23 protein-coding genes are annotated in these 25,901 nt (G+C 73.4%); 5 read left to right on the forward strand and 18 right to left on the reverse strand.

All coding sequences use genetic code 11. The features are described from left to right. The first annotated feature begins 275 nt into the window (after positions 1 to 275). Positions 276 to 992, forward strand: coding sequence for a bifunctional DNA primase/polymerase (locus ACFZB9_RS34210; RefSeq protein ID WP_391453725.1), 717 nt, complete (start codon positions 276 to 278; stop codon positions 990 to 992). Positions 993 to 1,126: 134 nt separating this feature from the next. Here ACFZB9_RS34210 and ftsY read toward each other — a convergent pair whose 3' ends face one another. From ftsY to ACFZB9_RS34240, 6 genes are all read right to left on the reverse strand, one after another. Next, entirely contained in the window at positions 1,127 to 2,359 is a 1,233-nt protein-coding gene (gene ftsY / locus ACFZB9_RS34215) for a signal recognition particle-docking protein FtsY (RefSeq protein WP_391453727.1), read from the reverse strand. Between the two features lie 274 nt (positions 2,360 to 2,633). Further along, complete coding sequence (gene smc / locus ACFZB9_RS34220) at positions 2,634 to 6,389, reverse strand: chromosome segregation protein SMC (RefSeq protein ID WP_391453729.1); 3,756 nt, start codon at positions 6,387 to 6,389, stop codon at positions 2,634 to 2,636. Between the two features lie 346 nt (positions 6,390 to 6,735). Further along, positions 6,736 to 6,939: a hypothetical protein gene (locus ACFZB9_RS34225; RefSeq protein WP_035846027.1), complete on the reverse strand. Its 204-nt coding sequence runs from the start codon at positions 6,937 to 6,939 to the stop codon at positions 6,736 to 6,738. Positions 6,940 to 7,297: 358 nt separating this feature from the next. After that, positions 7,298 to 7,576 carry an acylphosphatase gene (locus ACFZB9_RS34230; RefSeq protein ID WP_391453731.1) on the reverse strand — a complete coding sequence of 93 codons (279 nt, stop codon included), beginning with the start codon at positions 7,574 to 7,576 and terminating at the stop codon, positions 7,298 to 7,300. 47 nt (positions 7,577 to 7,623) lie between these two features. Beyond that, a complete protein-coding gene (locus ACFZB9_RS34235; RefSeq protein ID WP_391453732.1) occupies positions 7,624 to 8,184 on the reverse strand; it encodes a winged helix-turn-helix transcriptional regulator in 561 nt (186 codons plus the stop codon). Positions 8,185 to 8,298: 114 nt separating this feature from the next. After that, positions 8,299 to 9,726 (reverse strand): hypothetical protein, encoded by a 1,428-nt coding sequence (locus tag ACFZB9_RS34240; protein WP_391453734.1) that lies wholly within the window; start codon positions 9,724 to 9,726, stop codon positions 8,299 to 8,301. A gap of 313 nt (positions 9,727 to 10,039) precedes the next feature. On the opposite strand from ACFZB9_RS34240, the gene ACFZB9_RS34245 reads away from it, so the two are divergent. The 3 genes from ACFZB9_RS34245 to ACFZB9_RS34255 all read left to right on the forward strand — a co-directional run bounded on the left by ACFZB9_RS34245 (position 10,040) and on the right by ACFZB9_RS34255 (position 13,331). Then, the gene (locus ACFZB9_RS34245; RefSeq protein WP_391453735.1) at positions 10,040 to 10,651 is read left to right on the forward strand and encodes a DUF6542 domain-containing protein; all 612 of its coding nucleotides are present in this window, start codon (positions 10,040 to 10,042) and stop codon (positions 10,649 to 10,651) included. After that, a complete protein-coding gene (locus ACFZB9_RS34250) occupies positions 10,644 to 12,284 on the forward strand; it encodes an LCP family protein (RefSeq protein ID WP_391453737.1) in 1,641 nt (546 codons plus the stop codon). The genes ACFZB9_RS34245 and ACFZB9_RS34250 overlap by 8 nt, the downstream gene beginning before the upstream one ends. A gap of 135 nt (positions 12,285 to 12,419) precedes the next feature. Further along, positions 12,420 to 13,331, forward strand: a complete 912-nt coding sequence (locus ACFZB9_RS34255; protein WP_391453739.1) for a hypothetical protein — start codon at positions 12,420 to 12,422, stop codon at positions 13,329 to 13,331. Between the two features lie 29 nt (positions 13,332 to 13,360). Here the strand turns inward: ACFZB9_RS34255 and mutM are convergent, their stop codons facing one another. The 10 genes from mutM to ACFZB9_RS34305 all read right to left on the reverse strand — a co-directional run bounded on the left by mutM (position 13,361) and on the right by ACFZB9_RS34305 (position 23,285). Continuing rightward, on the reverse strand, positions 13,361 to 14,254 hold the full coding sequence (mutM, locus tag ACFZB9_RS34260) for a bifunctional DNA-formamidopyrimidine glycosylase/DNA-(apurinic or apyrimidinic site) lyase (RefSeq protein WP_391453741.1): 894 nt from the start codon (positions 14,252 to 14,254) through the stop codon (positions 13,361 to 13,363). 59 nt (positions 14,255 to 14,313) lie between these two features. Next, a complete protein-coding gene (gene rnc / locus ACFZB9_RS34265) occupies positions 14,314 to 15,093 on the reverse strand; it encodes a ribonuclease III (RefSeq protein ID WP_391453742.1) in 780 nt (259 codons plus the stop codon). Between the two features lie 20 nt (positions 15,094 to 15,113). After that, entirely contained in the window at positions 15,114 to 15,287 is a 174-nt protein-coding gene (gene rpmF, locus ACFZB9_RS34270; protein WP_030056747.1) for a 50S ribosomal protein L32, read from the reverse strand. 2 nt (positions 15,288 to 15,289) lie between these two features. Further along, positions 15,290 to 15,934: a YceD family protein gene (locus ACFZB9_RS34275; protein WP_391453744.1), complete on the reverse strand. Its 645-nt coding sequence runs from the start codon at positions 15,932 to 15,934 to the stop codon at positions 15,290 to 15,292. A gap of 173 nt (positions 15,935 to 16,107) precedes the next feature. Continuing rightward, positions 16,108 to 17,337: a cell division initiation protein gene (locus ACFZB9_RS34280; protein WP_391453746.1), complete on the reverse strand. Its 1,230-nt coding sequence runs from the start codon at positions 17,335 to 17,337 to the stop codon at positions 16,108 to 16,110. A gap of 119 nt (positions 17,338 to 17,456) precedes the next feature. Beyond that, positions 17,457 to 17,945: a pantetheine-phosphate adenylyltransferase gene (coaD, locus tag ACFZB9_RS34285; RefSeq protein ID WP_391453748.1), complete on the reverse strand. Its 489-nt coding sequence runs from the start codon at positions 17,943 to 17,945 to the stop codon at positions 17,457 to 17,459. 91 nt (positions 17,946 to 18,036) lie between these two features. Then, entirely contained in the window at positions 18,037 to 18,600 is a 564-nt protein-coding gene (gene rsmD / locus ACFZB9_RS34290) for a 16S rRNA (guanine(966)-N(2))-methyltransferase RsmD (RefSeq protein WP_391453750.1), read from the reverse strand. A 133-nt stretch (positions 18,601 to 18,733) separates the two neighbouring features. Then, a complete protein-coding gene (locus tag ACFZB9_RS34295) occupies positions 18,734 to 19,243 on the reverse strand; it encodes a hypothetical protein (protein ID WP_391453751.1) in 510 nt (169 codons plus the stop codon). 105 nt (positions 19,244 to 19,348) lie between these two features. After that, positions 19,349 to 21,556, reverse strand: a complete 2,208-nt coding sequence (gene recG, locus ACFZB9_RS34300; RefSeq protein WP_391453753.1) for an ATP-dependent DNA helicase RecG — start codon at positions 21,554 to 21,556, stop codon at positions 19,349 to 19,351. A gap of 52 nt (positions 21,557 to 21,608) precedes the next feature. Continuing rightward, positions 21,609 to 23,285, reverse strand: coding sequence for a DAK2 domain-containing protein (locus tag ACFZB9_RS34305; protein ID WP_391453755.1), 1,677 nt, complete (start codon positions 23,283 to 23,285; stop codon positions 21,609 to 21,611). A 341-nt stretch (positions 23,286 to 23,626) separates the two neighbouring features. Between ACFZB9_RS34305 and rpmB the strand changes: the two genes are divergently transcribed. Continuing rightward, positions 23,627 to 23,812: a 50S ribosomal protein L28 gene (gene rpmB, locus ACFZB9_RS34310; protein ID WP_035846000.1), complete on the forward strand. Its 186-nt coding sequence runs from the start codon at positions 23,627 to 23,629 to the stop codon at positions 23,810 to 23,812. Between the two features lie 155 nt (positions 23,813 to 23,967). On the opposite strand, the gene thiD is transcribed toward rpmB, so the two are convergent. Together thiD and ACFZB9_RS34320 are read right to left on the reverse strand one after the other, a co-directional pair. Continuing rightward, positions 23,968 to 24,780 carry a bifunctional hydroxymethylpyrimidine kinase/phosphomethylpyrimidine kinase gene (thiD, locus tag ACFZB9_RS34315; RefSeq protein ID WP_391453757.1) on the reverse strand — a complete coding sequence of 271 codons (813 nt, stop codon included), beginning with the start codon at positions 24,778 to 24,780 and terminating at the stop codon, positions 23,968 to 23,970. 67 nt (positions 24,781 to 24,847) lie between these two features. Then, positions 24,848 to 25,873: an ATP-dependent 6-phosphofructokinase gene (locus ACFZB9_RS34320; protein ID WP_391453758.1), complete on the reverse strand. Its 1,026-nt coding sequence runs from the start codon at positions 25,871 to 25,873 to the stop codon at positions 24,848 to 24,850. Between the last annotated feature and the right edge of the window lie 28 nt (positions 25,874 to 25,901).

The raw sequence follows: 25,901 nt of genomic DNA on the forward strand, positions 1-25,901 counted from the left end.
GTCCGTGTGCTGAACGTAACCTGCCACACACGGCCCGGGGGATGCTTCGCCGGGAAACGCCACCATTCGCCACCCCCACGACGGGAGCCGACGGTCCGTCAGCGGCGCTTCACTGGTAGCCGGACCCCGCCCGGCACCGGGTGGTTCGACTCCTGCACTCGACGGCGCACTTCGCCCGCCGCGCGCCGTCAAGCGGGAACACGCGCTGGACGCGAGAATTTGACTGTGCGTCACAGTCCCGTAACCGCCGGCAACCGAATTCTGTTGGGGGAGGCATGGACAACCTGTTCGGCGATCTGAGGTTCGGCTCGCGCCGCCGCATCCGCGCCACCGCGTGCCAGGCAGCGGCCGAGTACGCCGGGCGCTGGGGCTGGACGGTCGCCCTCGGCGGCTCACCGGCCCGCTCGGCAGCGGCGGCCCGGGTGCGACCGGCCGACCCGTGCGCCTGCGGCCGCCCGCACTGCGCGGCGCCCGGGCTGCATCCACCGCACGGCGGCGCCGCGCGCGAACTGCCGCCCGGCGCCGCCCCGCACGAGGCGCGCGAGCTGTGGAGCGGCGAGCCCGGGGCCAGCGTGCTGCTGCCGGCCGGGCGCACCTTCGACGTGCTGGACGTGCCGGAGCCGGCCGGGCTGCGCGCGCTGGTCCGGCTGGAGCGGATGGGCACCCAGGTGGGCCCGGTGCTCGCCTCCCCCGGCGGCCGGCTGCTCTTCTTCGTCGCCCGTGGCACCGCCGCCAAGCTGCCCGACCTGCTCTACCGGATGGGCTGGGACGACGCCGCGCTCGACCTGGTCTGCCACGGCGAGGGCACCTTCCTGGCCGCGCCGCCCACCGTGCTCACCGGCCTCGGCCCGGTGCGCTGGCTGCGTCACCCCTGCCGCGAGAGTGCCGCCCGCCCGCCCGAGGCCCGGCTGCTGCTGGGCACCCTCGCCTACGCCTGCCACCGCGGGCGCGAGCGCGCGGTGGCAGCGGAGCCGGCCTGGCTGGCCTCCTGAGCCTCGGTCTGCCGGGCTGCCGGGCCGACTGAGCCCGCCGGGGCCGCCGGGGCCGCCGGCCTGCGGGACCGGACGCGAAAGGGGCGCCCTCCCCCACCGGGAAGGACGCCCCACCAACCGGCCGCGACGGCTGGTCAGTCGCCGATCAGCGCGTCCACGAACGCACCCGGCTCGAACGGCGCCAGGTCGTCGGCGCCCTCGCCCAGGCCGATCAGCTTGACCGGCACACCCAGCTCGCGCTGGACCGCGACCACGATGCCGCCCTTGGCGGTGCCGTCCAGCTTGGTCAGCACGATGCCGGTGATGTCCACCACCTCGGCGAAGACCCGGGCCTGGACCAGGCCGTTCTGCCCGGTGGTGGCGTCCAGCACCAGCAGCACCTCGTCCACCGCGCCGTGCTTCTCCACCACCCGCTTGACCTTGCCGAGCTCGTCCATCAGGCCGGTCTTGGTGTGCAGCCGGCCCGCGGTGTCGATCAGCACGGTGTCAGCACCCTCGGCGATGCCCTCCTTGACCGCGTCGAAGGCGACCGAGGCCGGGTCGCCGCCCTCGGGCCCGCGCACGGTGCGGGCGCCGACCCGCTCGCCCCAGGTCTGCAGCTGGTCGGCGGCGGCGGCCCGGAAGGTGTCGGCCGCGCCGAGCACCACCGAGCGGCCGTCGGCGACCAGCACCCGGCCGAGCTTGCCGGAGGTGGTGGTCTTGCCGACCCCGTTGACGCCGACCACCAGGACCACCGCCGGGCGGCCGTCCTCGTGCTTGGCGGTCTTCAGCGAGCGGTCGGCCTCGGTGCCGATCAGGGCCACCAGCTCCTCGTGCAGCAGCGCGCGCAGCTCGGCCGGGGTGCGGGTGCCGAGCACCTTGACCCGGGTGCGCAGCCGCTCCACCAGCTCCTGGGTGGGTGCCACACCGACGTCGGCGGTGAGCAGGGTGTCCTCGATCTCCTCCCAGGTGTCCTCGTCCAGCCGGTCCCGGGAGAGCAGGGCCAGCAGGCCCTTGCCAAGCGAGTTCTGCGAGCGCGACAGCCGCGAGCGCAGCCGCACCAGCCGGCCCGCGGTGGGCTCGGGCACCTCGATGGCGGGCGCCTCGACGGCCTCCTCGGGCTCGACCTCGACGGGCTCGACCGCCGCGGGGAGCTCGACCTCCTCGACGGTGGTGACCGGGGCCTCGCGCGGCGGGGCGGCCTCGTCGCCGACCTGCGGCTCGGCCGGGCCCGGCCGCTCGGGCTCGACCGCCTTCGGCTTGCCGGGCAGCGGCGCGGTGGGGGCCTTGGGCGGCAGTTCCTTGCGTCGCCTGCCGCTGACGACCAGGCCGGCGACCGCGCCGACGGCGATCACGGCGATGACCACGGCAAGGATCACGTATTCCACATCAAACTCCTTCGCTGGTACTCCGGCCGTGGCCGGGGTATCGAGTGATCCTCCCGCGGATGACGTTCCGTCACACCACTGCTACGCCCTGTCATGCACCGTGCGGTGCCGCTCGGGACCCGGCCGTCGCGAAAGCCGTCGGACGGCCGGGTGAGAAGCCCTCTCGCCGTGAGAGGGAGGAGTCACAACGCGACCCAGTATCCGTGATCGCGCCGCCCCGCGGGCGGATGCCCCGGCACCGGGCCTGTCCGGCGGCCAGGGCGCGTCCTGGCGGTCAGTCGCCCGGCCGGGAGGCCGCTCCGCCGGAGAGAGGCGCATCCTGCTGGCGCGGCAGCGCCGCGGGGTGCCGCCGCTCCCGGTCCTTCTCCCGCAGCCGCTGGCTGATCACCTGGGAGATGCCGTCGCCCTTCATGGTCACGCCGTAGAGCGCGTCGGCGCACTCCATGGTGAGTTTCTGATGGGTGATCACGATCAGCTGGGAGCTGTCCCGCAGCTCCTCCATGATCGCGATCAGCCGCCGCAGGTTGGTCTCGTCCAGCGCCGCCTCGACCTCGTCCATCACATAGAACGGGCTCGGCCTGGCCTTGAAGATGGCGACCAGCAGCGCGACCGCGGTCAGTGAGCGTTCGCCGCCGGAGAGCAGCGACAGGCGCTTGACCTTCTTGCCCGGCGGCCGGGCCTCCACCTCCACGCCGGTGGTGAGCATGGACTGCGGGTCGGTCAGCACCAGCCGGCCCTCACCGCCGGGGAACAGCCGGGCGAACACGCCCTCGAACTGGGCGGCCGTGTCGTGGTAGGCGGCGGTGAAGAGCTCCTCGACCCGCTGGTCCACGTCCCGGACGATCTCCAGCAGGTCGCGCCGGCTCTTCTTGAGGTCATCCAGCTGCTCGCCGAGGAACTGGTGGCGCTCCTCCAGCGCGGCGAACTCCTCCAGCGCCAGCGGGTTGACCCGGCCCAGCTGCTGGTAGGCCTTCTCGGCGGCACGCAGCCGCTTCTCCTGCTCGGCGCGGACGTAGGGACGGCTCTCGCCCGGCGGCCGGCCCTCCTTGCCGGACGGCTTCTCGGACGCCTGCCCGGGCTCCTTGCCGGACTCCCTCTCGGGCTCCTCGTCGACCGAGGGCGGCACCGGCTGGTCCGGCCCGTAGCCGGTCAGCAGCTCCTCGCCCTCGATGCCGAACTCCTCCAGCGCCCGGGTCTCCAACTGCTCGATCCGCAGCCGCTTCTCGGCCCGCAGCACCTCGTCGCGGTGACCGGCGTCGACCAGCTTGTCCAACTCGTCCTTCAACTCCCGGCCGCGCTCGCGGATCTGGCGCAGCGCCGTCTCGCGCTCCGCCCTGGCCTGCTCGACGGCGGTGCGCTCGGCGTCGGCCCGGCCCAGCGAGACCTCCAGGCAGGCGAGCAGAGCGCGGGCGCCGGCGGCCACCGCCCCGGCCACCTGGGCATCCCGCTCGGCGCGCCGGCGGCGCTCGGCGGCGCGGGCCCGGGTCTCGCGCTCGGCGCGGGCCGCGCGGTCCAGGCTCTCGGCCCGGCCGGCCAGCGAGCGGACGCGTTCCTCGTGGGTGCGCACCGCCAGCCGGGCCTCCAACTCGGCCTGCCGGGCCGCGGTGCCCAGCTCGGCCAGCCGGTCGCGCTCGGCCGCGTCGGGTTCCTCGGTCTCCTCGTCCGCCAGTTCCTCGGCCGCCGCGAGCCGGGCGGCCAGCTCCTCGGCGGCGTCCGCCGCGGCGGCCAGGCCCTGTTCGGCCCGCTCGACGGCCGCCGCGGTGCGCTCGGCCTCGCCGGCGGCGGCCCTGGCCTGCCCGCCGAGCCGGCCCAGCGAACCGGCCACCTCGGCGCGCTGCTTCTCGGCCCGGCGACGGTCGGTGGCCAGCTGCTCGACCGCCACGGACAGTTCGCGGCGCTGCTCCCTGGCCTGCGCCAGCCGCTCGGTCAACTCGGCGCAGCGGCCGGTCAGCTCCTCGATCGCGCGGGCCGCCGCGTCGACGGCGGCCTGGGTCTCCAGCTGGCTGGGCGGGCCGGCCGAGCCGCCCTGGGCGAGCGCGGCGGCCAGCAGGTCGCCCTCGGCGGTGACGGCGGTCAGCCGCGGATGGGCGGCCAGCAGGCGCTGGGCGCCGGCCAGGTCGGCGACCACGACGGTGCGGTGCAGCAGGGCGCGCACGGCGGGCAGCAGCGCGGCGGGGCCGTCCACCAGCTCGGCGGCCCAGCGCGCGCCGAGCGCCGCCAGGTCGGTCGGCGCCTGGTCGGTCGGCGCCGGATCACCGAGTGCCGAGTCGCCGAGTGTCGGGTCGGCCGGCGCTGGGCCGGCCGGCTGGGCGCCGGCGATCAGCAGCGCCGCGCGCCCGGCGTCCGCCTCGCGCAGCAGGCGCAGCGCGTCCGCGGCCGCGTCGAGGTCGGCCACCGCGACGGCGTCGGCCGCCGCCCCCAGGGCCGCGGCGAGCGCCACCTCGTGACCGGGGACCACGGTGAGCAGTTCGGCCGCCGGGCCGAGCACGCCGGCCAGGCGCTCGGTGGCGCCCAGCAGCGCGCCGGTACCGTCCTTGCGCCGCAGACCGAGCGAGAGCGCCTCGTGACGCGCGTCGAGCGCGGCGCGTTCCCGTTCGGCCGCGCTCTGCGCCTCCCGGGCGAGGCTCAGCTCCCGTTCCGCGCCGGCCAGTTGCTCGCGCGCCTGCTCGTGCGCGTCCGCGAGCTGTTCGTCCCCGGTCTCCAGACCGGCCACCTGTTCCCGGAGCAGTTCGAACTCGGCCTGCGCGGCCTCGGACCGCAGCACGGCCTCGTCCCTGGCGGTCACCAGCCGGTCGATCTCGGCCTGCGTGCCGGCTGCCCGGCTGGCCGCCGCGGCGGCCTGGCCCTGCAACCGGGCCAGGCCCTCGCGGCGGTCGGCCACCGCCCGGGCGGCCGCCTTGAGCCGCTGCTCCTCCGCACCGAGCGCGCGCTCGGCACCGACCCGGGCGTCCACCGCTTCGGCCAGCGCGTCCTGGGCCGCCTCCAGCGCCTCGGTCAGCGTGGCCTCCTCGGTCCGCACCCGCGCGGCCTCCGCGGCCAGCTCCTCGGGATCGCGCCCGCGCCGCTCCTCGCCCTGGCGCTCGGTCCCGGCGTGCCGGACCCTGGCCTCGGCCAGGGTGATCGTGCCGCGGGTCCGCTCGACCAGCGCGGAGAGCCGGTACCACGCCTGCCGGCCGGCCTCCAGGCGCGGCCCGAGCTGCTCGACCTGGGCCTCCAGCACCGCCTCGCGCTGCCGGGTGCGCTGCAGCTCCTGCTCGACGGTGGACTGCCGCAGCCGCAGGGCTAGTTCGTCGGCCACCTCGGCCTGTATGGCCTGACGCAGCGTCAACAGGTCGTCGGCGAGCAGCCGCAGCCGGGCATCGCGCAGCTCGGCCTGGATGCCGGCCGCCCGGCGGGCGATCCTGGCCTGGCGGCCGAGCGGGCCGAGCTGGCGGCGCAGTTCGGCGACCAGGTCCTGCACCCGGTTGAGGTTGGCCGCCATCGCGTCCAGCTTCCGCAGCGCCTTCTCCTTGCGCTTGCGGTGCTTGAGCACCCCGGCGGCCTCCTCGATGAAGGCGCGGCGGCCCATCGGGTCGGCCTGGAGCACGGAATCGAGCCGGCCCTGGCCGACGATCACGTGCATCTCGCGGCCGATCCCGGAGTCGGAGAGCAGTTCCTGGATGTCCAGCAGCCGGCAGGCGTCGCCGTTCAGCGCGTACTCGCTGCCGCCGTTGCGGAACATCGTGCGGGTGATGGTCACCTCGGCGTAGTCGATCGGCAGCGCGCCGTCGGTGTTGTCGATGGTAAGGCTGACCTCGGCGCGGCCGAGCGGGGCGCGCCCGCTGGTGCCGGCGAAGATGACGTCCTCCATCTTGCCGCCGCGCAGTGATTTGGCGCCCTGTTCGCCCATCACCCAGGAGAGCGCGTCGACCACGTTGGACTTGCCGGAGCCGTTCGGGCCGACCACACAGGTGATGCCCGGCTCGAAGCGCAGCGTGGTGGCCGAGGCGAAGGACTTGAAGCCGCGCAGCGTCAGACTCTTGAGGTGCACGCGCCGCTCTCCCTACCGCTTCCCGTGTCCCGCGAGAGGTCCCACGGTTCTCCCCGCGAGTGATCCCACGGGTTTCCCGCGCCCCGACTGTATCCGGCCGACGCGGCGGTTTCGGGAGGGCTGGCCGTGGGCAGCCTCAGACAAAATGAAGGACAGGCCCCCGGTCACGGACGAGGGCGGCAGGTGGGGGGCAGCAGGCAAGGGGAGAGACGACGAAGGGACGCCGGTGAGGGCGTCCCTGATGATCGCGTTCCGCTCGGGATCACAGCCGACCCCGACGCGGAGCGAAACACATCCACGTACGGCTGACCCGCCCGGTCTCCGTCCGGTCGAGTCGATGTTGCTTTCAGGTGAGTGCGGGCTCCCGCTGTCCCAGGCCGATGCTGTCGAGCAGGGAGTGCTCGTCAGCGACCGCGACCAGCGCGTCGTTCTCGGCCTGCATCCGAACGAGTTCGGCCTCCAGGTCCTGGACGCGCTGCTGAAGCCGCCGCATCTCGGACAGCATTCGCGGGTCGGGGCCGCCGACGTACCCGAGAAGCGCCTTTGCCATGATGTATGGTCCTCCACGCTGAGTGACCGAACCGGTACGGTACAGGTCGAGGGGAAGGGGTGACGCGCGCGCTGGCGAATCCAGGGCAGCCAAACTGGCAACACAGGTCAGACACTGTGGATGTACGGCCACAGGGCATGACCCTGCCCGAAATCACGGTCGCGTGCGCGGGCTTCCAGCGTCTCACCAAAGACCGTACGGGTCAACACGATCACCGCGTGCTACAACCCCGCTGTCACCTGCATGGCGGTCGACTCACGCCACGGGCAGCGGACCGTGCCACCGAGGAACGGTGGATCACTGCTCGATGCGGAGTTAACCATGAGTAGGCCCTGATGGCAACCGTCACGTCACCCACTCAGCGGATGGCAAAGCTGTCGTACCCGTCGCCGGTCGCGCTCCAGATCTCGGTCACCCCGCTCACCCGGCCCGGCGTACCGGGGCCGCGCAACAGCGCCAGCAGCAGCTCGCAGTCGGCGTGCGAGCCCTCGGCGACGACCTGGACCCGGCCGTCGTCGAGATTGCTCGCATAGCCGGTCAGACCGATCTCCAGCGCTCGGGCCCTGGTCCACCAGCGGAAGCCGACGCGCTGGACGGTGCCGCGCACCCAGGCGGTGACTCGGACGTCTTCGTGCATCCCCCGAGCCTATGGCCTGCGCTTGCGAGCGGTGCGCGGGCCGGGGTTCAGTCCAGCGGGCCGGAGCGCTCCCAGCCAGGGGTGTGGATGTCGAAGGTGAGGCCGCTCTGCACGACCTCCTCGCCGCAGCATCGGCAGACCCAGGACGGGTCCAGCTCGTGCTCGGCCTGCCCGCCGCCCACGTGGCGCAGGGTGACCGGGGGCTCGGTCACCGCCCAGCGGTCGCCCCAGACGACCAGCGCCTGGGTGACCGGGGCGAGCTCACGGCCCGCCTGGGTGAGGTGGTACTCGTAGCGCGCCGGACGCTCCTGGTAGAGCCGGCGCTCGACCACGCCGGCCTCCTCCAGCGCCCGCAGCCGGGCGGTGAGCCGGTCCCGCGGGGCACCGGTGTTGCGCACGATCCGGTCGAAGCGGTGGTTGCCGTAGAAGAGTTCGCGCACGGCCAGCAGGGCCCACTTCTCCCCCAGGATCTGCAGCGCGGCGGCGATCGAGCAGGGCCGCCCGGCGGGCTTGGCGACCGCCCGGCGGGTGGCAACCGGCCCGCCCGCCTGGTCGGCTGAGTGGGCCGCGGGCCCGTCGGCGGGGTCGGTAGCGGGTTCGGTGCTCACAGCGCCAGCCTGCCACAGGGGGTTCCATTCTCAAACCAAGCAGGCCGGGCCCGCTCCCGAAGGAGCGGGCCCGGCCCGGGGCCGGTCGGACAAGCCCTGGCGATGCGGCGCGGCTCACCAGTCGCCGCCGCCACCTCCGAAGTCCCCGCCGCCGCCGAAATCGCCGCCGCCGCCGAAATCGCCGCCGCCGCCGAAGTCCCCGCCACCGAAGTCGCTGCCGTTGAAACCGCCGAAGTCGTTGCTGTTGAAGTCGCCGCCGGAGTTGTCGCCGCCCTCGTAGCGCTCATGGCCGCCGTCGAAACCACCGCCGTAGCCGCCCTCGTAGCCCGGGGCGGCCCAGGCACTGGGGCCGGAGAAGACCGAGCCGAGCATGGTGCCGACGAGCAGGCCGGGCAGCAGCCCGGAGCCGTAACCGCCGAAGTAGCCGCCGGCCCAGGGGCCGTAGGCCGGCCCGGCGTTCCAGTAGGGCTGCGGGCCCTGGTCGGTCTGCACGGTGCGGATCGCCGGGTCGAGCCCGGTGGCCAGGCGCTGCGCGTCGGCCGCGCAGACCGGCACCGAGCGGGCGGCGCCGCCCACCGGCGACCAGTCGGCGTCCTGCACCGAGGGCCCGTGCCGCGGGTCGAAGAAGCACGGCGGGCGACGTTCCGGCACCGGCCGGCCCGCACGCCGGGCGGCCAGCGTGGCCAGCGAGAACCGGCCGTCCTCCAGCGCCTCGGTGACCGCCTTGACGTCCTCGGGACGCTTGGCCTCGTCCATGGTGCGCTTGGCCCGCTCGTAGGCGTCCAGCGCGTGGGTGTAGTCGGCGCGCTGGACGTCGTCGGCCCCGGCGGCACCGGGGTTGAAGTCCAGCCGGTCCAGCTCCTCGCCGAAGGCGGTGATGTCCTCGTCGACCACGGTGCGCAGCGCCCGCAGCTCGGCGGCCAGCTGCTCCTCCTTGCGCTTGCGGGCCCGGCGCAGCAGCAGGAAGCCGCCACCGGCGACCAGCGCGATGATCACCAGCGGCACCACGATCACCGCGGCGCTGATGCTGGAGTCCTTGGCGCCGGGCGCGTGACCCTTCACCTTGGGGCTCGCGGTGGTGACGAAATCGGTCAGCGTCGCGTTGATGTCTCCGTGGTGGGAGTCGAACGAGGCCTGCGCGTAGTTGCGGGCGGTCTGCGCGTTCATCGCCGTGGGATCGGTCCGCACGGCGAACTGGTCGCCGCGCCAGATCGCGTAGACCCCGGTGATCCCGGCCTTGGTCCGCAGGTCCTGAAAGACGTTCGTCGCCGGGTACTGGTCGCCGGCCGGGACGACCGCCACCAGGATCGGCTTGTCGGCGTCCTTGATCTTCTTGGTCAGGGCGTCGGCCTGGGCCTGGCTGAACCGACTGGTCATGGCCGGGTCGACGTACACCTTGCCCTGCTTGAGGGCGGCACCGGCATCGTCGAGCCCGCCCGCGGCGAAGGCCGAGCCGGGGATCAGCAGGAGCAGCAACCCGAGCAGCGTCGCCAGGGCCGCGGCCGGGCGCAGGGCCCCAGAGCGGCGAAGAACGATTCTCATGGCCCCGACGCTACCTGGCCGCAGATCGGACCAACGGGTACCAGGCGGGCACCGGACGGGCACCAGGAGGGTGTACGGATCCCCTGCGAGCCGCCAACTGTCCGACTCGACAAGCTGGTTACCATGTCAACCAAGCTGGATCCAAAGTCACATCAAAACTTATTCTCTTACGCGAGCGTTACGTTCCCAGGAACGCGGAACCGCCAGGGCTCCCGCAGCCGTCCCAACGCTTGCTAGATTTCGCAACTGTCATACGCCGGCGGCCGTCGGCTCGACCGCCGGGCACCCCGGCCGACCGGACGAGGTAGGGGACATGGCAGGCCAGCGGGCGGGTTCGCCCATCGGCGAAGCACAGGACCAGGCGCACTCCCGAGCCAGAGCGCGCGGTACGCAGCTGCCGTCCCCCAGACGCGGTGCCGACACCCCACCGTCCGGCCGGACGCCGGCGCCACCCGCGGGCCGGGCCGCCGCCCGCTCCCGTGCCGCCGCACCCCGCGCCCGCAGGGCGACCCCGGGACCGACCGCGCTGGCCGCCCTCGGTCTGCCCGTGATCGGCGCCTTCACCGACGAGCTGCTCGGTTCGGCGCCGGGCGGCGTCTTCACCGTGCTGACCGTGCTCGGCACCGCCGCGGCCGCCTGGCTGGCCACCCACAACGGCTGGTGGTGGGTGCTCACCGGGGTGGGGCCGGTGGTGCTCGGCTGCACGGCCGGCGCCGAACTGCTCGCCCACCAGGACAAGTACGGCGACACCAAGGCGGTGGCGACCGGCGCCGCCAAGTGGGCCGTGCACGCCTTCCCCGTGATGGGCTGGGCGATCGGGGCCGCGGTGCTGGTGATCGTCCTGCGGCTGGCCCTGGAGAAGAAGGCCCGCTCGAAGCCCGCCCGTGAGGGGCGCGGGCGGCAGAAGGAGAGTCGCCGTGGCTGACCGTCCCCGGGCCGAGCGCCGCCCGACCACTGCCAGGACCAGGCCGAAGGCGAAACCCAGGCGCCGCTCGCCACTGCTGATCGCGGGTCGCACCATGGCCTGCGCCACCTCCCTCGCGGTGCTCGGCACCTGCGGCTTCACCTGGTACGCGTACACCTCGCTGACCAACGGCCTGACCACCTCCAGCGCGCTGAGCGAGATCCAGAAGGGCGCTCCGCCGCACCTGGACAACTCGGTCAACCTGCTGCTGATCGGCCTGGACAGCCGCAAGGACATGAACGGCAACGACCTGCCGGGCGAGTTCGTCCAGGACGAGCTGCACGCCGGCTCCAGCAGCGACGTCGGGGGCTACAACACCAACACCCTGATGGTGATGCACATCCCGGCCAACGGCGGCCAGGTCACCGCGCTCTCCATCCCGCGCGACGACTGGGTGCAGACGGTCAACGCCGACGGCAAGATGCACAAGATCAAGGAGGCCTACGGCATCGCCAAGGCCGCCTTCGAGGCCAAGAACGCCAGTAAGGGACTCTCCAAGGCCGACATGGAGCGGCAGAGCCGGGACGCGGGGCGCAAGGCCACCCTGGCCACCGTGCAGTCCTTCCTCGGCATCCCGATCGACCACTTCGCGGAGGTCAACCTCAAGGGCTTCTACGACATCGCGCAGGCCGTCGGGCCGGTCCAGGTCTGTCTGAAGAACGCCACCAAGGACCCGGCCATGGCCGGCCAGGGCTCGGGCGCCGACTTCACCAAGGGCATCAACACCCTCAACGCCTCCCAGGCCCTGTCCTTCGTGCGCCAGCGCCACAACCTGGCCGGCGGCGACTTCGACCGCACCCACCGCCAGCAGGCCTTCATCTCCTCGGTGATCGCCAAGCTGAAGGGCGACGGGGTCATCGGCGACCTGGGGAAGATGCAGAAGCTCTTCGGCGTGGTCAAGCAGGACGTGGTGATAGACGACCAGTGGAACGTGCTCGACTTCGCCCAGCAGGCGCCCAACCTGTCGGGCGGCCATGTCGAGGCGAACACCCTGCCGGTCGCCCAGCTCTCGAAGATCAACGGCCAGGACGTCAACATCGTCGACCCGGCGCAGATCAAGCGGATCGTCCAGCAGCTCACCGGGCACGACCCGACGCCGGCCGAGAACCCCGTGGCCGGCGGCTCCGCCCCGAGCCCGGCCCCCGCCTCGCCCAGCACCGCCCCGAGCCCGTCGCCCGACCCGGTGGCCAAGCTGACCGGCACGGTGGACGTGACCAACACCTCCACCGTCCCGCACGCCGCCGACACCGAGTCCAAGGCGCTGGCCGCGCTCGGTCTCACCGAGGGCCACACCGCACAGGGGCCGCACCAGAGCAGGACCACGGTGACCTACGGCGCGGGCGAGAAGGACGCGGCCGAGCAGGTCGCCGCCCGCTACGGCGTCACGGCCACACCCAGCACCAGCGTGCGGGCCGGGCACATCCAGCTGACCCTGGGCACCGGCTTCACCCCGCCGGACGCCCCGGCCGGCCCCGCGCCCGCCGCCCCGCCCGCCGCCTCCGGCGGCACCTCGGCACCCGCCGCCGACCCGGCGGCCGGTCTGCCGATGCAGGGCAACGCCGTGAAGATGGGCGGCATCCCGTGCGTCGACTGACCCGCGCCCGGGCTCCCCGGCACCGCGGCTGACCAGCACGCACGCCCGGGAGGGGGTTTCACCGGACCCCCTCCCGCAGGGCATAGTGGACCCCATCCCGCCCCCAGCGCCCGCCGCTCCTCGATCGGAGTACTTGTGATCATCGGCTTGGTGACCGCCGCCGCGGCCTCCACCTGCTACGGCCTCGGCTCGGTCCTGCAGGCGGTCGGCTCACGCCGCTCGGCTCGCGAGGAGCGGGAGTCCGAGCGGGCGCAGGTCACCGAGCACGGCGGCCCGAGCCTCAGCTCCACCGCGAAGGCCGCGGTGACCTGGGAGTTCATCCTGGGCACCGTGCTCGACTTCGTCGGCTTCCTGCTGGGCGCGCTCTCCGCCCGGCTGCTGCCGCTCTTCCTCTCCCAGACGGTGATCAGCGCCAACCTGGTGGTCACGGCGCTGTGCAGCATCAAGCTGCTCGGCATCCGGCTCAAGCGCCCGGAGTGGGCCTCGATCGGCGTGGTCTGCGGCGCGCTCGTGCTGCTCGCCCTGGCCGCCGGGCACGAGGGCACCGGGACCACGCCGATCGCCACCCACTGGTGGCTGCTGGTGATCTCCGTGGTGGTGATCGCCGGCGGCGCGCTGCTGGTGCGCCGGATGGGCACCAACGGGGCGATCGTGGCGGGCCTGCTCTCCGGCCTCGGTTTCGGTGCACTCGGCATCGGGGTCCGGGTGCTGAACGGCGTGGACCCGTTCGACCTGGCCCAGCTGGTCGGCGACCCGGCGCTGTACGCGGTCCTGGTCGGCGGCCTGGGCGGGATGTACCTGCACACGGTGGCGCTGCAGATCGGCTCGGTGAACGGCGCCACCGCCGCCCTGGTGGTCGGTGAGACGGTGGTGCCCGGCCTGGTCGGCGTCCTCTGGCTGGGCGACGCCACCCGACAGGGGCTGGCCTGGCTCGGCGTGCTCGGTTTCGTGCTCGCGGTGGCCGGCGCGATGGCGGTGGCGCACTTCGGCGAGGGCGAGGGCGCGATCCAGCTGGAGGCCAAGGAGCACGCGGCGGCCCACCACTAGGGGCCTGCTGCCCGGCGGATCCCCTCGGATCAGCCCTGACGGGCGGTGCGCGGGCGCGGCAGGCGCTGGCAGCGCGGGCAGAAGTAGCTGGAGCGGTTCATCCAGGCCTCCCGCCGGATCGGCGTGCCGCAGCGGTAGCAGGGCTGGCCCTCGCGCCCGTAGGCGTCCAGCGAGCGGGAGAAGTAGCCGCTCTCGCCGTTCACGTTGACGTAGAGGCTGTCGAAGCTGGTGCCGCCGACCGCGAGCGCCGCCGTCATCACCGCGCGGGCATTGGCCAGCAGGCCCTCGGCCGACGGCCGGGTGAGGGTGTCGGTGGGGCGGTCGTAGTGCAGCTTGGAGCGCCACAGCGCCTCGTCGGCGTAGATGTTGCCGACCCCGCTGATCAGGCTCTGGTCGAGCAGCGCGCGCTTGACGGTGGTCCGCTTGGCGCGCAGCGCGACGAGGAACGCGGCGTCGTCGAAGCGCGGGTCGAGCGGGTCGCGGGCGATGTGCGTGAGGGAGGCGGGCAGTTCCTCGCCGCCCACCGGCTCCAGCGGTTCGACCGCGAGATGGCCGAAGGTGCGCTGGTCGACGAAGCGCAGTTCGCGACCGCCGTCGGTGAAGCGCAACCGGACCCGCAGGTGCGTCTCGTCCGGGGTGGCCGGGTCCTGGACGAGCAGCTGGCCGCTCATCCCGAGATGCCCGAGCAGGGCACCGCCGTGGTCCCCGAAATCCCCGTCATCGATGGGCAGCCAGAGGTACTTGCCGCGCCGCCGCGCCTCGCCCAGGGTCGCCCCGGCCAGGCGCGCCGAGAAGTCGACGGCGCCGGCCGGCTGCCGGCGCACCGCGCGGGGATGCAGCACCTGGGCCTCGGCGACCGTGCGTCCGCTGACCCAGCGGGCCAGGCCGCGCCGAACCACATCGACCTCTGGCAGCTCGGGCACGGTCGGTCAGCTCCTTCGGGCAGCGATGCTCACAGCGGCACCGGTGACGCCGACTGTGGTCAGGCCGCGGGTGCGGCCGGGTCGCCGTGCTTGGCCTTGATCGCCCGCCAGGCGCTCTCGGCCGCCTTCTGCTCGGCCTCCTTCTTCGAGCGGCCGGTGCCGCTCCCGAAGGCCTCGCCGGCCACCCGGGCGGCCGCGTTGAAGGTCTTCTCGTGATCGGGACCGGACTCCTCGACCACGTACTCCGGCACGCCGATGCCCACCGAGGCGGTGAGCTCCTGCAGGCTGGTCTTCCAGTCCAGGCCGGCGCCCAGCTGCGAGGACTCCGCGATCAGCGGGTCGAAGAGCCGGTGGACGAACTCGGTCGCCGACCCCAGGCCCTGGTCCAGGTAGATGGCGCCGATCACGGCCTCGACGGTGTCCGCCAGGATCGAGGACTTGTCGCGACCGCCGGTGCCTTCTTCGCCCTTGCCGAGCCGGATGAAGGTGCCCAGTTCGAGACCGCGGCCGACCTCGGCGAGCGCGCGCGAGTTGACCACCGCGGCTCGCAGCTTGGCGAGCGTGCCCTCCGGTACATCCGGGTGGATGCGGTAGAGGGTGTCGGTCACCACCAGGCCCAGCACCGAGTCGCCGAGGAACTCCAGGCGCTCGTTGGTGGGCAGGCCGCCGTTCTCGTAGGCGAACGACCGGTGCGTCAGGGCACGCACCAGAAGGGCGCGCTCGAGTTGGTACCCGAGGCGCCCTTCCAGGACGTCGTATGCGGTCGAGGCCGGCCCACCGCCCGGTTCACCCCCGCTTTTACGGGGGCCCGACTTGCGGGAGGACTGAGCGTCCGACATCGATCCGTCCACCCCGCCGATCAGACCGAGAGGACCTGGCGACGGTTGTACGTGCCGCAGCTCGGGCACGCGATGTGACCAAGCTTGGGCTCGTGGCAGCGGTCGCACGCCACGAGGGCCGGGACGACGGCCTTCCAGTTGCTACGGCGGTGGCGCGTGTTGCTGCGCGACATCTTCCGCTTCGGAACAGCCACGGCTACTTCTCCTGGTTCTCGGCGAGACCCTCACGGGTGTCGCTGTCCTTGTTCTCGTCACCCTCGTCGCCGGGGGCGGCGGAGAGTCCCTGCAGAGCCGCCCACCGGGGGTCGACGGCGTCGTGGTGGTGGTCCGGGTCGTCGCTGAGCCGCGCTCCGCACTCGGAGCACAGGCCCAGGCAGTCTTCCTGGCACACCGGCTGCAGCGGCAGTGCGAGCACCACCGCGTCACGCAGCACCGGCTGAAGGTCGAAGAAGTCGCCCTCCAACCGGTAAGTCTCTTCGTCGTCGTCCTCGGACGACTCCTCCTGGGAGGAGGGGGCCCGGCGGCCGCGCTCGTCGGTCTCGGGGTAGTAGTACAGCTCCTGGAATTCCACGTCGAGGTCGTCCTCGACGGGCTCCAGGCAGCGCACGCACTCACCCGTCACGTGGGCCTCGGCGGTGCCCGTGACGAGCACTCCCTCGACCACCGACTCCAGGCGCAGCTCCAGGGCCATCTCGCTGCCGACCGGGACGCCGATCACATCGACGATGCCCAGTCCCTCGGGCGCCGGGAAGGTTCGCTCGACCGTGCGCAACGAACCGGGGCGACGGCCGAGCTCATGCGTGTCGAACACGAGCGGGTCGCGGTGGTCGAGGCGGTTCACGGTTCCTGACTTCCTGGCGGCGGGCGCATCACTGCGCGGCGCGTGTAGTGGCTTGGGGGGTCCGGCCCACCGCTGTCGCGCGGGCAGCCGAACAGTCCGGCAGCAGAGAGCCGGAGTGGTCAGCGTACCCGAGAGCGCGCCCAGGCCCAACTTCACTCCCCCGGCGGACCCTCCTAGCGGCCGCCGAGCTCCCGCAGCCTGGTCATGTCGATCATGCTGGTGTCGAAGAAGCTGGTCTCGTCCAGCGAGGCCGGTGCGGCGGAGGCCGGCGGCGCGGCGGGCTGCTGGTAGTAGCCCTGCTGCTCGTAGCCGGGCTGGGCCTGCTGCGGGTAGCCGGGCTGCTGCTCCTGGTAGTAGCCGGCGGCGTACGGGTCGCCGCCCTGCTGGCCCTGGTAGTACTGCCCGGCGTACGGGTCGCCGTGGCCCGCCGCCGGGTCGTAGCCGCCGCCGTAGGCATCCTGGTAGCCGCCCTGCTGCGGCGCGTACGCCGCCGCGGCCGGCTCGACATGCTCCTGCCCTGGGAAGGCCCCCTGGCCCGGGAAGGCCTCCTGCCCCGGGAAGGTCTGCTGGCCCGGGTAGGCCGTGCTGCCCTGGTAGACGCTCTCGCTGGGCGCGCCCTGCCAGGCCGGCTCGGCCGCGGGCTCCTGCGGCCAGCTCTGCTGGACCGGGACCTCCTCGCGGTACCAGGGCTGCTCCTCCTGGTCGGTCGCGGCGAAGCCCGCCGCCACCGCCTCGGCGCGGTCCTTCTGCTGCTGGGCCTGGTCCGCGGCGGCCAGGTAGGCGCCCAGCTCGTCGATCGGGGCCTTGCCGAGCAGCTTGTCGCGGCCGCGGCCGACCGCCTCCAGGGTGCCGCCGAGCACCGCCTGGAGGGTGGCGAGCTTGGTGTCGACGTACTCGTCGACCTCCGGGCTGGGGCTGGCGGGCGGCTGGAACTCCTCGCCGTCCTCGGCCTCCAGGCCGGCCGCCCCGCGCAGCTTCTCGCGACCACGGCCGACCGCGCCCAGCGTCTTGGTGAGGACCACCTCGAAGTTGGCCAGCTTGCTGTCGACGTAGTCGTCGGCCTCCTGGCGCTTGACGGTGACCTCCTCGCGGGCCTCGGCGAGGATCTTGTCGGCCTCGGCCTGCGCCCGGCGGACCACCTCGGTGTCCGAGATCAGCGAGCCGCGCTCGGCGTGCGCGCCCTGGATGATCCGGTCCGCCTCGCCCCGCGCGTCGGCCACCACCTGCTCGTGGTCGGCCATCACGGACTGGGCCTGGGCGAGCTCGGCGGGCAGTTCCTCGCGCAGCCCCTGCAGCAGGGCCACCAGCTCGGCCCGGTTCACCACACAGGAGGCCGACATCGGCATCGCACGGGCGCCTTCGACCACGGCGATGATGTCGTCGACTTTCTTCTGCACGTCCACGGGGCTTCTGTCTTTCCGTGAGTACCGCGGGGCGGGACTACAGACTGTACGTCAGAATTTCTGCCGCCTCGTCGCCCCCCGACGCCCTCCCGGCCGCCCCTGCGACTGCCCCCGGGACGCTAGCGGGCGGCCCGCTCGGCGATCCGCTCCACCAGCCGGCGGTGCACCACCGGCGGGATCAGGTGCGAGACGTCGCCGCCGTAGGAGGCCACCTCCTTGACCAGCGTGGAGGAGAGGAAACTGTAGGTCGGCGAGGTCGGCACGAAGAGCGTCTCGACGCCGCTCAGGCCCCGGTTCATCTGGGCCATCTGCAGCTCGTAGTCGAAGTCGCTCACCGCGCGCAGGCCCTTGACGATCGCCGGGATGTCCCGCTCCCGGCAGAAGTCCACCAGCAGGCCGTGGTGCGACTCCACCACCACGTTGCCGTAGGGCGCGCAGGTCTCCTCGATGAGCGCGATCCGCTCCTCGATGCTGAACAGGCCCTGCTTGTTCTTGTTGATCGCCACCGCGACGTGGACCACGTCGTAGAGCTTGGAGGCCCGCTCGATGATGTCGAGATGCCCGTTGGTGATCGGGTCGAAGGAACCCGGACAGACGGCGCGGCGCATTGCGGTGTGGCTCCCTTGTCGGCGGTGGTGAGGCTGTCGGCGGTGGTGACGATGTCGGCGGTGGTACGGCGGTGGGGTCCGGTGCGGCGGGTCAGACGGCCCGGCCGTACCAGAGCGTGCCCTCGCCGTACCGGCGCGAGCGCAGCGCTTCGAAGCCCCCGGGCCAGACGAACTCGCCGCCCCGGGTGCTGCGTTCCACGGTGACGAGTCCCTCGTCCGTGAGCCAGCCCTGAGCCCGGAGTGTGATCAGCATCTCGCGCAGCTCCTCGTCCGTGACCGCGTAGGGCGGATCGAGGAAGAGCAGGTCGTACGGCTGCGCCGGGGCCGGCCCGGCCAGTACCCGCTCGGCCCGCTCGCCGCGCACCTCGGCGCCGGGCAGCGCCACGGTCTTGACGTTGGCCCGGATCACCCGTGCCGCGGCGGCGTCCGCCTCCACCAGCAGGACGTGCGCGGCGCCCCGGGAGAGCGCCTCCAGGCCGACCGCGCCGGAGCCGGCGAACAGGTCGAGCATCCGGGCCCCGGTCAGGGTGCCGCGCAGCGACTCCAAGGTGGAGAACATCGCCTCGCGGGCCTTGTCGGACGTCGGGCGGGTGCCCCGGCCTGGCGGTACGGCCAGTCGGCGGCCGCCGGCCGCTCCGGCGATGACGCGGGTCATGAGTCGTGGTTCCCTCTCTTGCTGGCGGTGACCACGCTATATGGACAGGTACGCCCGGTGGCAGCGGGGCAGCACCGACGCGCTGCCCCGCTGCCACCGGGCGGGTCCGGGATCAGGGGTGGGCGGCCGCGCGCTACTCCGGCACGGCCGCGCCGAGCAGTGCCGGCGAGGCGTAGCGGGACCAGGACAGGCAGCCGTCGGGCGGGCAGTACTCGGGGCGGCGCGGGTCGTGACCCAGCTCGCGCAGCTTGCTGCGCACGGAGTCGGGGGTGCGGCCGAACCGGGCGGCTATCCGGGCGATGGTCTCGCTCTCGTGGAACCGCCGGACCAGCTCCTCCTCGTGCTGCGGCACCCAGGGGGCGCCGTGGCCGGGGTAGAGCTCGCGCAGCACATCGCGGTCGGGGATGGGCTCGGAGACGTCGGCGACGATGGCAAGGGCGCGCAGCGCGCGGTTGAGCGCGATCCGCAGACTGGCGACGTCCTCCACCGGGAGGCGGAGCTTGCCGCTGGCCAGCGGGGCGGCGGCCGCCCCCTCGCGCCAGCCGGTCAGGGTGAGGGTGACCTCTCGGTCGTCGTCGCTGGCGAGTTCGATCCGGAAGACCTTGTCGCCCAGCGGGAGCTCGTTGAGATGACGGAATGCCATGGCAGGACCCCCAAGTGTCGTGCCAGGAACGAAGCTTGACGCTCCGTCCTGAACACCTCCATTCTCCCGCGGGGCACTGACAATCCAGCCGGCCGGCCCACCCGGTCAGCCCTTGTCGAGATAGGCGGCGCGGTCCTCGTCGAGCAGGCCGGCCAGCGCCGCCCGCAGGTCCTGGTGGGTGTCGAGCTCCGGGTCGGCGGCCACCAGTGCGGCGGCCTCGGTGCGGGCCTCGGCGATGACGTCCTCGTCCTCCAGCACCGAGAGCACCTTGAGCGAGGACTTCACCCCGGACTGGGCCTGGCCGAGCACATCGCCCTCGCGGCGCTGCTCCAGGTCGATCCTGGAGAGTGCGAAGCCGTCCAGCGTGCCGGCCACCGCATCCAGCCGGGACCTGGCGGCACTGCCCGCCGGCATCTCGCTGACCAGCAGGCACAGCCCCGGCGCGCTGCCGCGCCCGACCCGGCCGCGCAACTGGTGCAGCTGGGAGACGCCGAACCGGTCCGCGTCCATGATCACCATCGCGGTCGCGTTGGGCACGTTGACGCCGACCTCGATCACCGTGGTGGCGACCAGCACGTCGAGCTGCCCGGCCGAGAAGCGCCGCATCACGTCGTCCTTGGCCTCGGGCGCCAGCCGGCCGTGCAGGATCTCCACCCGCAGCCCGGCCAGCGGGCCCTTGGCCAGCATCTCGGCCGTCTCCACCACGCTCAGCGGCGGGCGGCGCTCGTCACCGGCCGCACCCAGGTCCTCGGGGTCCTCGGCAGCGGACCTGCGCTTCTTCTTCTCCGCCGGCTCCTCGGGCTCGTCGCCGATCCGGGGGCAGACCACATAGGCCTGGTGCCCCTTGGCGACCTCCTCGCGGATCCGCTCCCAGGCGCGGGCCAGGAAGTTGGGCTTCTCCAGCGCGGGCACCACATGGCTGGAGATCGGCGAGCGGCCGGCCGGCAACTGGTCCAGGACCGAGGTCTCCAGGTCGCCGAAGACCGTCATGGCCACCGTGCGCGGAATCGGGGTGGCGGTCATCACCAGCAGGTGCGGCGGCTGGCCGCCCTTGGCGCGCAGCGCGTCCCGCTGCTCGACGCCGAAGCGGTGCTGCTCGTCCACCACCACCAGGCCGAGGTCCTGGAACTGCACCTTGTCCTCGATCAGCGCGTGGGTGCCGATCGCGATCCCGGCCTCACCGCAGGCCATGTCGAGCAGCACCTGGCGCCGGGCCGGGGTGCCCATCGAGCCGGTGAGCAGCACCACCTTGGTGCCGTTCTCGGCGCCGCCGAGCATCCCGCCCTCGGCCAGCTCCCCCATCATCTCCACGATCGAGCGGTGGTGCTGCTGGGCCAGCACCTCGGTGGGCGCGAGCAGCACGGCCTGCCCGCCGGCGTCCACCACGGCGAGCATCGCGCGCAGCGCCACCAGCGTCTTGCCGGAGCCGACCTCGCCCTGCAGCAGCCGGTGCATCGGGTGCTCGCTCGCCAGGTCCGCGAAGATCTCGGCGCCGACCGTCTGCTGACCGGCCGTCAGAGTGAAGGGCAGCTTGGCGTCGAAGGCGTCCAGCAGTCCGCCGGACTTCACCGGGCGGGGCACCGCCGGCAGCGCGTGGGCGGCGGCCCGGCGCTGGGCGAGGGCGACCTGGAGCACGAACGCCTCGTCCCAGCGCAGCCGGTCGCGGGCCCGCTCCAACTCGGCCTGGTTGTGCGGCCGGTGGATCAGCTCCAGCGCCTCGGGCAGCGGCAGCAGCCCGCGCTCGGCGCGCAGCGCCTCGGGCAGCGGCTCGCCGACCGCGCCGAGGTGGGTGGTGAGCGCCATCTCGATCGCCAGCGAGAGCTTCCAGCTGGGCATCTGGGCGCTGGCCGGATAGACCGGGATCATCCGCCCGGCGAACTGCTGCGCGGTCTGCGAGTCGGCGTCGTCATCGATCAACTGGTAGTCGGGCGAAGCCAGTTGGCTGGTCCGGTTGAAGACGCCGACCTTGCCGGCGAAGAGCCCCTGCAGGCCGGGGCGCAACTCCTTCTGCCGCCAGCCCTGGTTGAAGAAGACCAGTGAGAGCCGCCCGCGCCCGTCGGTGACCACCACTTCGAGGCGGTCGCCCTTGCGGCCCCTGAACGGGATCAGGGTGACCTTCTCGATCCGGGCGAGCACGGTGACGTGCTCGTCGACCTCCAGGTCGTCCAGGCTGGTCAGCTGGCCCCGCTCGGCGTACCGGCGCGGGTAGTGGTGCAGCAGGTCGCCGACCGTGCGCAGCTTGAGGCTGTCGGCGAGCACCTTCGCGGTGCGGTCGCCGACCAGCTTGGTCAGGGGTTCGTCCAGTGCGGCCATCAGAACCTATTGGACACCACGGAGCCGACAGCGCGGGTATGACCGGTCGGTTCTACTCGACCCCGATGAGCAGCGGCGCGCTCTCCTGGCCACCCGCGAAGACCACCGTGTCGACCTCAGGGCGCCGGCGCCGGGCGTGCGCCACCAGGCGGTCGGCGAGGTCGGGTTCGACGCCCTCACCGAGCACCAGAGTGACCAGTTCGCCGCCGGCCGCGAGCATCCGGGAGAGCACCTCGGCGCCGGTCTGCGCGATGCCGGAGCCGATCACGGCCACGTCCCCGTCGATCAGGCCGAGCACGTCGCCGGCCTGGCAGACCCCGGCCATGGTCCAGGACTCCCCCTCGGCGACGGCCAGTTCGGCGTAGCGGGTGGCACCGGCGGCCGAGGTCATGGCCACCACGTCCTCGTCGAAGCGGCGCCCGGCCTCGTGCACGGCCAGGGCGGCCAGTCCCTGCACCGGGGAGCGGGTGGGCAGCACCGCGATCCGCAGGCCCTCCTCGCGCAGCTGGTCCGCGGCCGCGCCCGCACCGGCCCGCAGCTCGGGGTCGTTGAGCAGCACGATCACCTCCCGGGCGGCGCAGCGGCGCACCGCCTGGGCGAGTTCGGCGCTGGAGGGCGGCACGTCCGGCGCCGCGGTCAGCACGGCCGCCCCGGCCGCCCGGCACAGCTCGGCCAGCCCCGCCCCGGTGACCACGCTGAGCACGGCCCGCTCCGTCGGCCCGTCGGGCAGGTCGCCCGCCCCGGCCGCGCGGGCGGCGCCGCGCGCCCCGGCCCGGGACGCGGCCTCGGCGAAGTGGGTGATCCGGATCTGGTGCGGGCGCCCGGCCCGCACGCCCGCCTCCACGGCCGCGCCCGCGTCGTCCACGTGGACGTGGATGTTCCACAGCCCGTCGCCGCCGCCGACCACCAGCGAGTCGCCGAGCCCGGCCAGCGTGGCCCGCAGCACGGGCAGTGCCGCATCCGGGGCCTCCAGCAGGTAGATCACCTCGAAGGCGGGGTGGCCCGGCAGCCGCTCGGGTTCGCTCGCGCAGGCGGCCCTCCGGTCGTTCCCGCCGTGCGGATCCCAGGACGCGCCCGGCAGGTCCTCGCCGAGCGCGACCGGTCCCATCGGCTGCCGGCCCGCCACCGCGTCGGCCAGCGCGCCCAGCACCGCCACCAGACCGCGACCGCCGGCGTCCACCACCCCGGCCCGGGCCAGCACCGCGAGCTGCTCGGGGGTGCGCAGCAGTGCGCCGCGGGCCGCTTCGTGGGCGGCGGCGGCCACCTCGGCGAGCCCGCCGGCCACCTGGTCGGCGCTGCGGGCGGCCGCGGCGGCCACCGTCAGCAGGGTGCCCTCCACCGGATCGAGCACCGCCTGGTAGGCGGCCTCGGCGCCCCGGGCGAGCGCCCGGCGCAGCTGCTCGGGGCCGCCGCCGTGCTCGGCCAGGACCTCGGCGACCCCGCGCAGCAGCTGGGCCAGGATCACCCCGGAGTTGCCGCGCGCGCCCAGCAGCGCGCCCTTGGCCATCGCCTTGACGGCGGTCGTCAGGCCAGGGGCGGCGCCGGCCTCGAAGCAGTGCTCGACGGCGGCGGTGGCGGACTCCACGGTGAGGAAGAGGTTGGTGCCGGTGTCCCCGTCCGGGACCGGGTAGACGTTGAGCGCGTCGATCTCCTCGCGGGCCTGGCCGAGGGCGGACAGCGCGAGGCGGCACCAGGCGCGGACGGCGGGGGCGTCGAGCGTCTCCAGCACCGGGTCTCCTCCAGGTGAACACGACGGGAACGGACGGTGGGGCTGCTGGCAGGTTATCGGGGCGGCCACCGGTGGACCGGGCGGCCTCGGGGGCGGCCGGGCGGGCGGGCCGGACGGCGAAAGACCAGGCCGGACGGGGGCTGCGGGGCCGGTGCCGAGGCCCGGCGATCAAGCCGCCGTGCATGGTAGTTTCGTGGAGCGGGAGTAGTCGATGTATGCTGCTCCGGTTGCCTGGAACAGTCCGGGCTTCCCCCCTTGACCCGATCCGGTCCACGTGAGTGGGCAGGATGGATCAGCCGGGGTTTCGAACGTAAATGATCTGAAGTCTTGGAGTGACTCCTGTGGCTGCCAACTGCGACGTCTGCGGCAAGGGGCCGGGCTTCGGCAACAACATCTCCCACTCGCACCGCCGTACCCGCCGTCGTTGGAACCCCAACATTCAGACGGTGCGCGCTGTGATCGGGCGGACGCCGAAGCGGCTCAACGTGTGCACCTCGTGCATCAAGGCCGGTAAGGTCTCGCGCTGACGCGCAGACCGGTGCGCCGGTCCTCCGGGTAGGCCGGTCCATCCTCGGATGGACCGGCCTACCTGCTTTTCCGCAACACTTCTCACCTGAGGCGCCCCTATCGCTTCAGGCGCCTGCGACTCGGGGCCCAGCCGTCGGCCGGGCCCCGATCGCGTTCAGCCGCGCAGCCGCCACCCGTGGTCGACCGGGCCGATGCCGGCGCCGAGCGCGAAGCCGGCCCGGATCGCCCCGGTGATGTACTCCTTGGCCGCCCCGACCGCCTCCGGCAGCTCGCGGCCCTTGGCCAGCTCGGCGGCGATCGCGCTGGCCAGCGTGCAGCCGGTGCCGTGGGTGTGCCGGTTGTCGTGGCGCGGGGCCCGGAACCAGTACTCCTCGCCGTCCCGGCCGGCCAGCAGGTCGGCGGCCGCACCGCTCAGGTGCCCGCCCTTGACCAGCACCCAGCGCGGGCCGAGCGCCAGCAGCGCGTCGGCGGCCGGGCGCATCTCGCCCTCCTCCAGCACCGTGATGCCGGTGAGCTGGGCCACCTCGTGCAGGTTGGGGGTGGCCAGCGTGGCCAGCGGCAGCAGACGCTCGCGCAGGGTGGCCACCGCCTCGGCGGCGAGCAGCGCGTCGCCGTGCTTGGAGACGCCCACCGGGTCGATCACGATCGGCGCGGCCAGGCCGGTGAGCAGCTCGGCGACGGTCTCCACCAGCTCGATCGAGGCCAGCATGCCGGTCTTCACGGCCTGCACCCCGATGTCGTCCACCACGCTGCGGAACTGCGCCCGCACGGCCTCGGCGGGCAGCTCCCAGTAGCCCTGGACACCGAGCGAGTTCTGCGCGGTGACGGCGGTGAGCACGCTCATCCCGTGCACGCCCAGGGCCAGCATGGTCTTCAGATCGGCCTGGATGCCGGCACCGCCACCGGAGTCGGAGCCGGCGATGGTCAGGACGCGCGGGGGTGCCGCGGCGGGTGCTTCTTCGGACATGGGCCCAACCTACCGGGCCGGGCTCGGACCCTCGGGCTCGAACCGGTCGGGGCTCGGACGGTCGAGCTCAGAGCACCGCTTCCGATTCCGCCCAGCGGTCCGGGGGCACCGTCTTCAGCCGGGTGACCGCCTCGCCCACCGGGACCAGCTGGATGTCGTTGCCGCGCAGCGCGGTGAAGTGGCCGAAGGCGCCCTGGTGGACGGCCTCCACGGCGTGCCAGCCGAACCGGGTGGCGAGCACCCGGTCACGGGCGGTGGGGGTGCCGCCGCGCTGGGTGTGCCCCAGGATCACCGGGCGGGCCTCCTTGCCGAGCAGGTCCTCCAGCTCGTGGGCGAGCCGGGTGCCGATGCCGCCGAAGGTCTGGTGGCCGAACTGGTCGACGGTGCCGTGGTCGAAGGGGAAGGTGCCGGGCATCGGCTTGGCGCCCTCGGCCACCGCGATGATGGCGAACTTCTTGCCGCGCGCGAAGCGCTCCTCGATCATCCGGGCCAGTGCCTCGATGTCGAAGGGCTTCTCCGGGATCAGGATGCCGTGCGCGCCGCCCGCCATGCCCGCGGTCAGCGTGATCCAGCCGGTGTGGCGGCCCATCAGCTCGACCACCATGACCCGCTGGTGCGACTCGGCGGTGGTCTTCAGCCGGTCGATCGCCTCGGTGGCCACGTGCACGGCGGTGTCGAAGCCGAAGGTGACGTCGGTGGCCTCGATGTCGTTGTCGATGGTCTTGGGCACCCCGACCACCGGCAGTCCGGCGTCGCTGAACATCTTGGCGGCGGTCAGCGTGCCCTCGCCGCCGATCGCGATCAGCGCGTCGATGCCGAGGTTGCCGGCGAGCGTGCGGGCGTTCTCCACGGCCCAGGCGATCCGCTCGCGCCGCACCCGGGCCGAGCCGAGCACGGTGCCGCCCAGGGTGAGCAGGCCGGTGACGTCGTCGTGGCCGACCACCCGGGCCCGGCCCTCGATCAGGCCGAGGAAACCGTCCTCGATGCCCACGATCTCGTCGCCGTGCACATCGAGGCCGCGGTGCACCACCGAGCGGATCACCGCGTTGAGCCCGGGGCAGTCGCCACCGCTGGTCAGGACACCGATACGCATGGGGGAAGCCTACGCGGTGGCCGGTGTC

It is taken from the genome of Kitasatospora sp. NPDC008050 (assembly GCF_042957465.1).
GTDB lineage: Bacteria > Actinomycetota > Actinomycetes > Streptomycetales > Streptomycetaceae > Kitasatospora.

What these genes read in the sequence shown, in the direction of transcription:
- rsmD (WP_391453750.1), bottom strand. Translation starts at nt 18,600, where the DNA reads ATGACCCGCGTCATCGCCGGAGCGGCCGGCGGCCGCCGACTGGCCGTA.
- ACFZB9_RS34295 (WP_391453751.1), bottom strand. Translation starts at nt 19,243, where the DNA reads ATGGCATTCCGTCATCTCAACGAGCTCCCGCTGGGCGACAAGGTCTTC.
- rnc (WP_391453742.1), bottom strand. Translation starts at nt 15,093, where the DNA reads ATGTCGGACGCTCAGTCCTCCCGCAAGTCGGGCCCCCGTAAAAGCGGG.
- ACFZB9_RS34230 (WP_391453731.1), bottom strand. Translation starts at nt 7,576, where the DNA reads ATGCACGAAGACGTCCGAGTCACCGCCTGGGTGCGCGGCACCGTCCAG.
- ACFZB9_RS34210 (WP_391453725.1), top strand. Translation starts at nt 276, where the DNA reads ATGGACAACCTGTTCGGCGATCTGAGGTTCGGCTCGCGCCGCCGCATC.
- recG (WP_391453753.1), bottom strand. Translation starts at nt 21,556, where the DNA reads ATGGCCGCACTGGACGAACCCCTGACCAAGCTGGTCGGCGACCGCACC.
- thiD (WP_391453757.1), bottom strand. Translation starts at nt 24,780, where the DNA reads ATGTCCGAAGAAGCACCCGCCGCGGCACCCCCGCGCGTCCTGACCATC.
- ACFZB9_RS34320 (WP_391453758.1), bottom strand. Translation starts at nt 25,873, where the DNA reads ATGCGTATCGGTGTCCTGACCAGCGGTGGCGACTGCCCCGGGCTCAAC.
- ACFZB9_RS34225 (WP_035846027.1), bottom strand. Translation starts at nt 6,939, where the DNA reads ATGGCAAAGGCGCTTCTCGGGTACGTCGGCGGCCCCGACCCGCGAATG.
- coaD (WP_391453748.1), bottom strand. Translation starts at nt 17,945, where the DNA reads ATGCGCCGCGCCGTCTGTCCGGGTTCCTTCGACCCGATCACCAACGGG.
- ACFZB9_RS34240 (WP_391453734.1), bottom strand. Translation starts at nt 9,726, where the DNA reads ATGAGAATCGTTCTTCGCCGCTCTGGGGCCCTGCGCCCGGCCGCGGCC.
- ACFZB9_RS34245 (WP_391453735.1), top strand. Translation starts at nt 10,040, where the DNA reads ATGGCAGGCCAGCGGGCGGGTTCGCCCATCGGCGAAGCACAGGACCAG.